We start from the raw sequence: 11,121 nt of genomic DNA on the forward strand, positions 1-11,121 counted from the left end.
CTGATGACCCACTCGTACATCGACAACACGCCGAACGACAAGATCACCGGCGACGAGAACTGGGCCAAGATGGTGCACGCGTTCGAGGCCGCCAAGCTGCCGCTCACCACGTCCTATGCCGCCCGCGGCTATCTCTACGGCGCCGTCATCGCGGCCGCGCTCGAGTCGTGCAACGGCTGCACCGGCGACAAGCTTCGCGAGGCGATCCTCTCGTCGAGGGCGCCGACCGACGGCATCACCCCCGGCGACATCAGCTTCACCGACGACAACCACCAGGGCGTGAAGGCGCTGCCGATCTATCGCAGGAACAACGGCGTCGAACACGTCGGCAACTTCGACATCGGCACCGGCCTCAGCTAGAGGACACGAACCAGCAACGAACGGATCGACGATGACTCGAGATCTCAGCACCCTGTTGATCGGCACCGTGATCGACGGATCGCTCTACGCGATCATCGGCGTCGGCTTCGTGATCCTCTTCCGATCCACCGGCGTCATCAACTTCGCGCAGGGGGCGTTCATGGCGCTCAGCGGTTACCTCTACCTGGTGGCGGTGAACGCTGGGCTGCCATGGGCGCCGGCGCTCGCCGCGGCCATCGTGATGTCGGGCCTGATCGGCGCCCTTGCCTACGTACTGTTGTTCCGCAGGCTCGTGGGTGCCGAACTCTTCCCGCTCGTCATCGCCACCCTCGGGCTGTCCACCGTGCTGACAGTGGCGATGATGCTGATCTGGGGACCAGAGATCCGCAGCCTGCCATCGCCGTTCCAGATGCGGCCGCTGTTCTTCGTCGGTGGGATGCCGGTCACCGGGCTCGACGTCTTCGTCGTCGTCCTCGGGGTGGTCGCCATCGGAGCCGTCACGTGGATGGTGCAGGGCACGAGGGTCGGCACACGCATGCGCGCCGTGGCCAACAGTTCGCTGTTGTCCGGTCTCATGCGGATCGACGTGCACAGGGTCTCCGCGCTCGCCTGGGGGCTGTCGGCCGGGCTGACTGCGGCGGCCGGCGTGGCGTACGCGCTGCGGACGACGATCGACCCGGTGACGGCACAGGGCTTCGGCCTCGTCGCGTTCGCCGCCGTGCTGATCGGCGGCCTGGACTCCCTTCGCGGGGCGATCACCGGCGGGTTCATCCTCGCGTTCGTGCAGACGGCCGCCGTGCTGATCCTCGGCGGTTCCTGGTCCGAGGTGACCGCGTACGTCGCGCTGCTGGCGATCCTCTTCACCCGCCCGCAGGGCATCTTCGGCAGCCCCAGCGTGGTGCGACTATGACCGCCGTCCGCCAAGGAGCGTCACCTGTGACAAGGCTGCTCGGCTACGCCAACCGCTTCGGCTGGGTGGTCTTCCCTATCGCGTTCCTCGCGGTCGTCATCTCCGAAGACCGCTACTGGCAGTTCGTGGCCGGCCAGGTCATCATCTACGCGCTCAGTGCTCTCGGCCTGGACTGGCTGATGGGGCGGGCCGGTGTCGTCTCCCTCGGAAACGGCGCGCTGATGGCGGCGGGCGCCTTCAGCGCCGCGTACATCTCCCGCGAGGAATGGGCTTCGTTCCCGCTGACCCTGCTGATCGTGACACTCATGGGCTGCGTCCTCGGCCTGTTGATGAGCATCCCGGCGGCCCGGCTACGCGGGATCTACTTCGCGCTCGTCACACTCGCGATGCACTTCATCGTGGTGTTCATCGGCCACCAGTATCAGACGACCTCCACGCGCTACCTGGGCGGCGTCCCGGTCGCCCGGCCGGAGCTCTTCGGCTATCGCCTGGAGGCCGGGAGGCCGTGGCTGCTCTTCCTCGGGGTGCTGCTCGGCCTGGTCTGGTTGCTGCTGCGGAACATGTATGCCACCAACCCGGGCCGCATGTGGCTCGCCATCCACGAGAACGAACTGGCCGCCCGCACCATCGGCGTGGCCTCGCCGCGGTGGAAGCTGACCGCATTCGTCGGCAGCTCCGGGCTGATCACGCTGTCCGGGGGGCTGATGGGTTACTACACCGGCCGGGTCTCGGCCGACACGTTCACCCTGACGTTCGCCATCAGCTTCGTCGTCATGGTGATCGTCGGTGGCCTCCGTTCGATTCCCGGCGCGTTGTTCGGGGTTACGGTGGTCACCGTCGCGCCGCTGCTGTTCGGTCAGTTCGCGCGGGACCTCGCCCCCGGCTCCGCGGGAGCCGTGGGCTGGCTCAGCGACAACGTGTTCTTCATCAACAGCGGCCTGTTCGGTGTCTTCGTCCTCGTCGTGCTGCTCTACCTCCCGCGCGGGGTCGTGCCGAGCCTGCGGGAGAGGGCGCGCTCTGGGCTCGTGCGCAGATCCCGGGCCGTCTCGGATCCGGCCGCGGGCGAGGAGTTGGGCGGTATCGCTGCCGGTATGCACGCGGATCCGTTGCTGCGCATCGATGGCCTACATCTCGCCTACCGCAACGGAGCCCGCGCCGTCAACGGGTTGGAGCTGACCGTCGGCAAGGGCGAACTGCTGGCGATCGTCGGACGCAACGGCGCCGGCAAGTCCAGCCTGCTGCGGGCGATGACCGGCTTCTACCGGTCCGAAGGAGTGACCGTTCGCGGCCGGATCGCCATCGATGGCCGGGACATCCTCGGCAGGTCACCGTCGAGGACATCGGCGCTCGGCATCACGCTCGTCCCGGAGCGCGACAAGGTCTTCGCCGGCCTCACGGTCGGCGAGCAGCTGCGCCATGTCGGGAATCTCGACGCGGCCCGGGAGGCGATGCCACGCGAATGGGAGTTCCTGCAGAGCAGGTGGAATTCGTACGCCGGACTCCTCAGCGGCGGTGAGCGGCAGATCCTGGCGCTCACCCTCGCCGCCAGCCTGCGGCCGCGACTCCTGCTCATCGACGAGCTGTCGCTCGGGCTCTCCCCGGTGGCCATTGATCGGGTCGCGTCGGCGATCCGGGAACTGCACGCCCGGTCTGGTGTGTCGATCGTGCTCGTCGAGCAGAACGTCGACGTGGCCAAGCGGCTCGCCGACCGGGTCCTGCTGATGGAATCGGGGACGTTGCACCCCGTCGAAGAGCAGTCCGAGGCGGGCAGACAGCCGAGCGGTGCGGTCGAGGTGCTCGCGGGCGCAGCTGACCCGGAAGGGGACCGTGATGCTCGACCTTGATGGCGTGTCTCTCGCGTTCGGCGGCATCAAGGCCGTCAACGACGTCACCGTGCAGGTACCGGAAGGGATGTGCTTCGGCCTGATCGGGCCGAACGGCGCAGGCAAAACGGCGCTGCTGAACTGCATCTCCGGCGTCTACCGGCCCGCAGGGGGCGAGATCCGGTTCCGGGGACGGCCGCTGAACGGGCTGGCACCGGACGTGATCTCCGCGCTCGGCATCGGCCGCACCTTCCAGTCGATGGAGCAGTTCGAGCAGTTCCTCGTCGTCGACTACCTGCTCATCTCCCGGACCCGGGAGCTGTCCCGGTCCTCGACGCTCGCCGCGCTGCGGTGGCCGCCGGTCATCCGCCGGGAACGCGCGGAGAAGCATCGCGCGATGGAGACGCTGGAGGCACTGGGGCTCGAGACGCATGCGCAGGACCGCCTGTCGGAGGTGCCGTACGGCACCCAGAAGCTGATCGACATCGCGCGGGTGCTGTGCTCGGACGCCACGTTCGTGCTGCTCGACGAGCCCACCTCGGGCACCACGTCGAGCGAGCGGCCGGGCATCTCCAAGGCTCTGGACTTCCTCTTGGGCGGCGAGCGGACCGTCGTCGTGGTCGACCACGACGTCGACTTCGTGACCCGCCACGCCGACCGGGTCGCCGCTCTCGACCAGGGCCGGCTGATCGCCCAGGGCACCAGCCGTGAGGTGATGGCCGACCCGGTCGTGCGCCGGATCTACCTGGGGCTGGTGCACGATGCCTGAGCCGCGACACGAGGGCCGGGCCCTGCTGGTCACCGGCGCCGGAAGCGGTATCGGGCGAGCCACCGTGCTACGCCTGCTCGCCGAGGGTGCCCGGGTGCTCGCCCTGGACATCGTGCCCGAGCGCCTCAGGTCGCTGGAGGAGGAGGCGGGCGAGCGAGCCCGGCTGGTCACCGTCGCCGGAGACGTCGCCTCCCAGGACGATGTGGAACGCGGCCACGCGGCGGCGCTCTCGTCGTTCGGCGGTTACGACGGGCTGGCCAACGTCGCCGGGGTCATGGACTGGTTCCTGCCCGCGCACGAGGTCGATGACGAGACCTGGACGCGCGTCATGGACGTCAACGTCCTGGGGACGATGCGCGCCAGCCGCCTGGCGCTGCGGCACTTCCTCCAGCGCGGTGCCGGGTCGATCGTGAACGTCGCTTCCGAGGCGGCGACCCGGGGTGCCGCGGGCGGATTCGCGTATACCGCTGCGAAGCACGCCGTCCTCGGGCAGACGCGGTCGATCGCCTGGGCCTACCGGGGCGACGGCATCCGGTGCAACGCGGTGTGCCCCGGCGCCGTCGACACCGACCTCGGCAGCTCGGCGCAGCCGCGCAGCGACTTCGGACTCGAGCGGGTCCGGCCGATCCTCCGCCTGCGCGGTCCGAGCGTTCATCCCGACCGGATTGCCGGCACCATCTCATGGCTGCTGAGCGACGAGGCGGACAACGTCACAGGGGCACTACTCCTTGCCGACGGCGGCTGGGCCGCCGGCTAGCGCTCATCAGAAGGGGATCACATGATCGTACGGGACATCATGAAACGGGCGGTCGACCGGTTCGGCGACCACGTGGCGCTTACCCAGCACGGCAGGTCCCTGACCTTCGGCGAGGCGTGGGAGCGGGGCTGCCGCATGGCCAACCTGCTCAGCGCGAGCGGGGTGCGCCCGGGCGATCGCGTCGCTTCGCTGGAGGACAACACCATTCCGGCAGCCGATCTGCTGCTTGCCTGCACCATCGGGAACTTCGTCCGGGTGCCGTTGTACGTCCGGAACGCGACCGCATCGCACATCCACATGGTCGGCCACACCGGCGCCACGGCGTACATCGTCGATGCCGACCACGCCGCCGACCGCGATGAGATCGTCGCCGCCTGCCCCGACCTGAAGTTCGTCATGACCCGCGGCGACGACTACGAGGACGTTCTCGCCGGCTCGGATCCGGCCGACCCGCGGCCGAAGATCTCCGAGAACGACTATCACATCATCCGGCACACTGCGGGCACGACCGGGCTGTCCAAAGGGGTGGCCTTCACCAACCGCCGGTGGATGTCGGTGGCCCGGGACTGGCTCTACGGCTGGCCGCCGATCGAGCCCGGGGACACCTTCCTGCACCAGAGCCCGATCTCGCACGGCTCCGGCTACTTCTTCACGCCGACCTGGATGGCCGGCGGGCGCAACTACCTGGTTCGCAAGCTCGTACCGGACGAGGTCCTCGCTCTTGTCGAGCGCGAGCGCATCACCCACATGCTCGGCATCCCCACCATCCTGGGCATCCTGCTCAAGCACCCGGACGCGGGGGAACGCGACCTGTCGTCGCTGAAGGCCATCACCGTCAGCGGCGCGCCGATCGCCGACGACACCATCCGACTGGCGTACCAGACGTTCGGGGACGCGCTGTACACCTCGTTCGGCCAGACCGAGATCAACCCGATCACCTTCATGCACGTGAAGGAGTGGCTGAGCGAGGTTCCCGGGTCGAATCCGCTGCGCTCCTGCGGCCGGGCGCAGCACTTCGGGCAGATGAAGATCATCGATCCGGCGACGCACGAGGAACTCCCGATCGGGCAGGAGGGCGAGATCGCCGCCAAGGCGGACGGCCAGATGGAGGCCTTCTGGGGCGATCCGCAGGCCACCGAGGAGCGGATCGTCGACGGCTGGGTGTTCACCGGCGATGTGGGAAAGATCGACGCAAACGGATACCTGTACATCATGGACCGGAAGAACGACATGATCGTCTCCGGCGGGTTCAACATCTACCCGGCCGAGCTGGAGAACGTCATCCTCAGCCATCCGGACGTCAGCGAGGTGGCCGTGTTCTCCATCCCGCACGAGAGATGGGGTGAGGCGCCGGCCGCTGTCTGCGTGGTCGACGAGCACTCGACGCTCACCGGCGACGAGATCGTCGAGCTGGTGAAGGACAGGCTCGGGTCCTACAAGAAGCCGGCCGAGGTGATCGTGCGCACGGAGCCGCTCCCCAAGAGCGCGGCCGGCAAGCTCCTGAAACGCCAGCTGCGTGAGCCGTACTGGGCGGGTCACGACCGACGCGTCGCGGGCAGTTGAATCAGCGTGGGCTCTGGCCGCTGGTCGGCAGGGCGATCGCGCTCGACCTCAACTCCCTCCTGCCGGTGGGCCTGACCGGCGCGCTCGGCGTTCTCATCGTGCAGGATCTCAACGCGCCCGAGTCGGCGGGCGGGATGCTGGTCGGCGCCTTCTTCGTCGCCGGAGCGTTCTTCATTCTGCTCGCCGCCTCGGCGATCGACCGGTACGGCTGGAATGCCGCCGCACTCGCAGGCCAGGCCACGACGGCGGTGGCGCTGCTGGCCTGCGCGGTGACACCGCACCCATGGGGGCTGCTGCTGATCGGGCTGAGCCTGGCCGGGATGGGCTCATCCATCTCGCAGCCCGCGACCAGCGTGCTGCTCACCGAGCACGTGCAGCCGCGGCGGCGCGGGTTCGCGATGAGCGCGAAGCTGGCGGCCGTGCCGGCCGCCCTGCTGCTGGCCGGAATCGCCGTGCCGGCGCTGGGCGAGACGGTCGGGTGGCGTGCCTCGTTCGCGATCGCCGCGCTCTTCCCGCTGTCCGGTGTGGTCCTGCTGCTGAGGTTCCGGCCGGTGCGGACCGATTCGGTGCTGGAAGGCCGCCGGGACGTCGGCGAGCTGCGGCGGCCGCGTCATCGGGCGTTGTGGCTGGCCGGCACCGGCATGCTGCTCGGTTCGATGCTGCCGGGCGTTGTGCTCGCCTTCATGGTCCCCTCGATGGTCGACGTGGGCTTGACGCCGGGCGAGGCGGGCCTGCTCTTCGCGGTACTCAACGTGGCGAGTGTGCTCAGCCGCGCCGCCGTCGCCGTGCTCGCGGACAGTCCGCTCTTTCGTGGGAACGCGGCCATCATGGCCATGATGACCCTCGGCGGGCTGGGTGCGGCGCTGGTCGCCGTCCCGGCGCTCGGCACGGTCCTGGCCGGGGCGTTCTTCGCGTTCACCATGGGCTGGGGATGGACCGGGCAGGCGTTCGCCCTGGCCCTCAAGACATTCACCGAGAGCCCCGGTGGCGTCGCGTCGGTGATGCAGTCGGGCGGCATGGCGGGGTCGGCGCTCGGGCCGATCCTCGGCGCCGCGGCGGTGCACTTCTGGGGCCTGCCCGCGGCCTGGGTCCTCTCCGCCTCCGCGTCCGTCCTCGGTGGACTGGCGTTCTGGTCGCTGCCGTCGCCGGGCACCGTCGTCCATCGGACCCGGGAGGAGCTCGCATGACACATATCGAGTCACTGGCCGTCACGCTCGCGGTCGAACCGATCGGAACCGACGTCTTCCGGCCCACTGCACCGTCGAGACTCGCGACCGCCGACGCCCGCGGCTCGGAGTCGAGCCGCGCCGATGACCGCAGGCGCGTCTTCGGCGGGCAGTTGCTCGGCCAGGGGTTGCGGGCAGCGTGCGCGACCGTCGGCGAGGGGCGCCTGCCGCGTTCGTTGCACGCCTATTTCATCGCCGCGGCCGATGCCGGCGGACCGTTGGACTACCACGTCGAGCGGGTCCGCGATGGGCGCGGCGTCTCACACCGCCGGGTCAGGGCCGTCCAAGGGGCGCGGGAGGTGTTCTCGCTCGAGGCGTCGTTCGACGCCGCGTCTGCCGGCTTCGCCTACGAGGACCGCCCGTCGCCGGGAGCCGGTCCGGACGAGCTGCCGACGGCCTCCGGTGAGGCGGCTCAGCCATGGAGCGGCGTGCAGATGAAGTTCGCCGAGGCCGGCGCCGGTGCACACACGGCGCACCGGCGGTTCTGGATGCGGGCCGCGCAGCCGCTGGGCTCCGATCCGGTGCTGCATGCCTGCGCACTGGCGTACATGAGTGATCTCTCGCTGCTGCGCGCGGCGCTCGAGCCGGACGTGGTCCAGCTGGCCGACCGGCCCATCCGGCTGGCGTCGCTGGACCACGCGATCTGGTTCCACCGGACATCGCGCGCCGACTCCTGGGTGCTGTGCGACAGCATCTCGCCGGTCGCCCACGGTGGCCGCGCTCTGGCCCTCGGGCACCTCTTCGACCCGGCCGGACGGCTCGTGCTGACGGTGGCGCAGCAGGGCACGCTACGGCTGCGCCCGGAGGCCTGACCGTCCTTCATTTGTCAGCACCCCCGTTGACAACTTTCTCCGGCCGCACCATGATGAGTTTTGTCAACACATCCGCTGACAAGCGGCGTTCGGGAGGTAGCAATGACGGAGACCGTCCCGGCCCGAGATGTCCCCACGATGCGCTTGGACATCAAGGATCCGCAGTTCGTGGTCGACCCCTACCGCCACCTGGAAGGGGTCCGCGCGCTCGGCCCGGTCGTTCGCGAGTCCGAGTCGGGCTACTACATGGTGACCGGATACCGCGACTGCGCCCGCGTGCTCGGGCTGGCCAAGCTCTTCGCCTCGGACGTGGAGCACTTCGTCGCCCTGTTCGGCGGGGCAACCATGGAGTGCATGGACAATCCGCGGCATGACCAGGTAAAGAGCATCTGGGCCAAGGACTTCCAGCGGGGCGCACTCGCGCACAAGCGGGGGTTCGTCGAGAAGGTCGTCGACGAGCAGACGCGCGGGGTGGTCGAGCGGCTGCGGGCCGGCGAGACCGTCGATGCGGTGACCGGCATGACGCGGGCGATCCCGACCATCATCATCGCGAGTCTGATGGGGGTACGGGAGGCGGACTTTCAGCAGTTCGTCGACTGGAGTGACGCCATGGGCGGCGTCCTGGAGGCGCGTGACGACGGCAGCCCTGAGGGCAAGGCCCTGAAGGATCGGGCCAACAAGGCCACCGCCGAGCTGAACGCGTACCTGGCCGAGGAGGTGATCCGGCGCCGCGGTGAGACCGGGGACGACCTGGTCGGCAAGATGGCCCGCTCGGATGTGCCGATGGCCCAGGACGAGATCGTCGCCAGCAACACCCAGCTGGTCTTCGCCGGCAACGAGACCACGTCGAAGCTGATGGGTTACACGCTGACCGCGCTCGCGCAGCACCCGGAGCAGCGCCGCCAGTTGCGCGAAGACCGGTCATTGATCCCGCAGGCGATCGAGGAGGCGCACCGCTGGACCAGTGTCCTGGTCTACAACCTGCGCTTCGTCAAGGAGGAGGGCACGCCGGTCGCCGGCGTGGCCCTTCCGCAGGGCGCGACCGTCATGGTGCTCCAGGCGGCCGCCAACCGCGATCCGTCGCGCTGGGAGAACCCGCACGTCTTCGACATCCACCGGCCACCGCAGGCCCATCTCGGATTCGGCGCCGGCCTGCACAGCTGTCTCGGCCTGAACCTGGCCCGCCTGGAGACCGAGGTGCTGGTCAACAAGCTCCTGGACGAGGTCCCCGACTGGACGGTGGGCGACCTGACCTGGGGATCCAATCCGATGGTGCGGGGAGCGTCGGCGATCCCGATGCGCCTGGCGGCCTGACCTCAACCCGTTCCCACGACGTGCCAGGAGAGCCACACCCATGAAGGTCTCGATCGAGTCGGACAGATGCATCGCCAGCGGTGGCTGTGTGTTCGCCTGCCCTGAGGTGTTCGACCAGGACGACGACGGGATTGTCGTGCTGCTCGACCCGACCCCGGGCGAGGAGTTGCGCCAGCACGTCATGGACGCCATTGATGCCTGCCCCGCGGCAGTCATCACCGTGGAATGAGCCGCCGGCGTGACGGACGTCAAGCAGGCCAGGGTGGTGATCGCCGGCGGGTCGGCGGCCGGGATGTCCACCGCTACCGCACTTCGCCGTCGCGGACATGATGGGCCGATCACCGTACTGAGCGCCGAGCGGCATCTGCCGTATGACCGCCCGCCCCTGTCCAAGCAGTACCAGACGCACGGCTGGGAGCTGGACCGGCTGCTGCTCCTGCCGGCGGACCGACTGGCCGGCCTCGAGCTCGACATCCGGCCGGGCGTCGCGGCCGAGTCGGCGGACCTCGCGGCCGGGGTGGTGCGCGACGACGCCGGCGCGCACCACCCGTACGACCATCTGGTGATCGCCACCGGCCTCGCGCCGCGCGGGCTGCCGACGTTGGACGGCCTACCGGTGCTCCAACTGCGTACGCTCGAAGACGCCGGCCGGCTGCGGGCCGCGCTACGGCCGGGTGCCCACGTCGCGGTGATCGGGGCCGGCTTCATCGGCCTCGAGTGCGCGGCGACCGCGCGGTCGCTCGGTGCCGAGGTGACGGTCGTCGAGCCGGTCGCCGACCCGCTCGCCAACCGCCTGGGGGCCGACACCGCCGCCCGGCTGCGTAGCCTGCACGCCGGCCAGGGCGTGCGGCTACGGACCGGGGTGACGGTCGGCGCCGGTGCGCGGCTGGCCGGCGGCAGGACTCGCTTGACGCTGTCCGACACGAGCACCGTCGACGCCGACGTCGTGCTCGTCGCGGTCGGCGCGGCGCCCTGTGTCGACTGGCTGCACAACACCGGCATCGACGTCTCGGACGGCGTGCTCTGCGATGCGTACTCGCGGGTCCGCGAGCGGGTCTGGGCCGTCGGTGACATCGCCCGCTGGCATCACCGGGGCTACGACGAACTGATCCGGATCGAGCACCGGACGAACGCGACCGAGCAGGGACAGCACGTGGCCGCCGGCATCCACGGCGAGTTGCGGCCGTACCGGCCGTTGCCGTTCTTCTGGACCGACCACTACGACGTGCGCCTGCAGATGGCTGGCCGGTACACGCCGGCGGCCGTCGAGACCCACGTCGACGTGCCGGGCCGCGACGACGCGTTCCTCAAGCTCTTCCACGCCGACGGCGACCTGCGCGCCGTGCTGGCCTGGAACGCGCCCAAGCAGCTCGTGCCGTACCGCCGGGAGCTGCTCGCGCGCTTGGACGACGATCGGGTGACCGCATGAAGGAAGTCATCTGCCCGGCCTGCGGGGCGCTCGTCGAAGGCGAGACGGACGACGAGCTGTACATCGCGGCCCGGGAACACACCCTGGACGCGCACCACTACGACATCCCGCGAGAGCACGTCATCGCCTCCGCGGTCGAGGTCGACCAGTGAACGGCC

12 protein-coding genes are annotated in these 11,121 nt (G+C 69.6%); all 12 read left to right on the top strand.

Features of this window, described 5'->3' with window-relative positions; translation table 11 throughout:
• The coding region (locus IEZ31_RS45595) for an ABC transporter substrate-binding protein (protein ID WP_190256406.1) at positions 1-360 on the top strand (360 nt) is incomplete at its 5' end.
• A 31-nt stretch (positions 361-391) separates the two neighbouring features.
• The gene (locus IEZ31_RS45600; RefSeq protein ID WP_190256407.1) at positions 392-1,270 is read left to right on the top strand and encodes a branched-chain amino acid ABC transporter permease; all 879 of its coding nucleotides are present in this window, start codon (positions 392-394) and stop codon (positions 1,268-1,270) included.
• Positions 1,271-1,296: 26 nt separating this feature from the next.
• Positions 1,297-3,114, top strand: coding sequence for an ABC transporter permease subunit (locus tag IEZ31_RS45605; protein WP_190256408.1), 1,818 nt, complete (start codon positions 1,297-1,299; stop codon positions 3,112-3,114).
• A 4-nt stretch (positions 3,115-3,118) separates the two neighbouring features.
• Positions 3,119-3,862: an ABC transporter ATP-binding protein gene (locus IEZ31_RS45610; RefSeq protein ID WP_190256409.1), complete on the top strand. Its 744-nt coding sequence runs from the start codon at positions 3,119-3,121 to the stop codon at positions 3,860-3,862.
• Entirely contained in the window at positions 3,855-4,619 is a 765-nt protein-coding gene (locus tag IEZ31_RS45615) for an SDR family NAD(P)-dependent oxidoreductase (RefSeq protein WP_190256410.1), read from the top strand. Before IEZ31_RS45610 ends, IEZ31_RS45615 begins: the two co-directional genes overlap by 8 nt.
• 21 nt (positions 4,620-4,640) lie before the next feature.
• Complete coding sequence (locus IEZ31_RS45620; protein ID WP_190256411.1) at positions 4,641-6,182, top strand: class I adenylate-forming enzyme family protein; 1,542 nt, start codon at positions 4,641-4,643, stop codon at positions 6,180-6,182.
• A complete protein-coding gene (locus IEZ31_RS45625) occupies positions 6,179-7,369 on the top strand; it encodes an MFS transporter (protein ID WP_190256412.1) in 1,191 nt (396 codons plus the stop codon). Before IEZ31_RS45620 ends, IEZ31_RS45625 begins: the two co-directional genes overlap by 4 nt.
• Positions 7,366-8,220, top strand: a complete 855-nt coding sequence (locus IEZ31_RS45630) for an acyl-CoA thioesterase (RefSeq protein WP_190256413.1) — start codon at positions 7,366-7,368, stop codon at positions 8,218-8,220. Before IEZ31_RS45625 ends, IEZ31_RS45630 begins: the two co-directional genes overlap by 4 nt.
• Before the next feature lie 102 nt (positions 8,221-8,322).
• Positions 8,323-9,534, top strand: a complete 1,212-nt coding sequence (locus IEZ31_RS45635; protein ID WP_190256414.1) for a cytochrome P450 — start codon at positions 8,323-8,325, stop codon at positions 9,532-9,534.
• A 40-nt stretch (positions 9,535-9,574) separates the two neighbouring features.
• Positions 9,575-9,763 carry a ferredoxin gene (locus IEZ31_RS45640; RefSeq protein WP_190256415.1) on the top strand — a complete coding sequence of 63 codons (189 nt, stop codon included), beginning with the start codon at positions 9,575-9,577 and terminating at the stop codon, positions 9,761-9,763.
• 9 nt (positions 9,764-9,772) lie between these two features.
• On the top strand, positions 9,773-10,963 hold the full coding sequence (locus tag IEZ31_RS45645) for an NAD(P)/FAD-dependent oxidoreductase (protein WP_190256416.1): 1,191 nt from the start codon (positions 9,773-9,775) through the stop codon (positions 10,961-10,963).
• On the top strand, positions 10,960-11,115 hold the full coding sequence (locus tag IEZ31_RS45650) for a DUF1059 domain-containing protein (protein WP_190256417.1): 156 nt from the start codon (positions 10,960-10,962) through the stop codon (positions 11,113-11,115). The genes IEZ31_RS45645 and IEZ31_RS45650 overlap by 4 nt, the downstream gene beginning before the upstream one ends.
• The last annotated feature ends 6 nt before the right edge of the window (positions 11,116-11,121 follow it).

Source organism: Dactylosporangium sucinum (assembly GCF_014647515.1).
Taxonomy (GTDB): domain Bacteria; phylum Actinomycetota; class Actinomycetes; order Mycobacteriales; family Micromonosporaceae; genus Dactylosporangium; species Dactylosporangium sucinum.

Excerpts from the sequence above, each read along its gene's own strand:
- IEZ31_RS45635 (WP_190256414.1), top strand. The coding sequence starts at position 8,323 with ATGACGGAGACCGTCCCGGCCCGAGATGTCCCCACGATGCGCTTGGAC.
- IEZ31_RS45620 (WP_190256411.1), top strand. The coding sequence starts at position 4,641 with ATGATCGTACGGGACATCATGAAACGGGCGGTCGACCGGTTCGGCGAC.
- IEZ31_RS45650 (WP_190256417.1), top strand. The coding sequence starts at position 10,960 with ATGAAGGAAGTCATCTGCCCGGCCTGCGGGGCGCTCGTCGAAGGCGAG.
- IEZ31_RS45600 (WP_190256407.1), top strand. The coding sequence starts at position 392 with ATGACTCGAGATCTCAGCACCCTGTTGATCGGCACCGTGATCGACGGA.
- IEZ31_RS45630 (WP_190256413.1), top strand. The coding sequence starts at position 7,366 with ATGACACATATCGAGTCACTGGCCGTCACGCTCGCGGTCGAACCGATC.
- IEZ31_RS45615 (WP_190256410.1), top strand. The coding sequence starts at position 3,855 with ATGCCTGAGCCGCGACACGAGGGCCGGGCCCTGCTGGTCACCGGCGCC.
- IEZ31_RS45640 (WP_190256415.1), top strand. The coding sequence starts at position 9,575 with ATGAAGGTCTCGATCGAGTCGGACAGATGCATCGCCAGCGGTGGCTGT.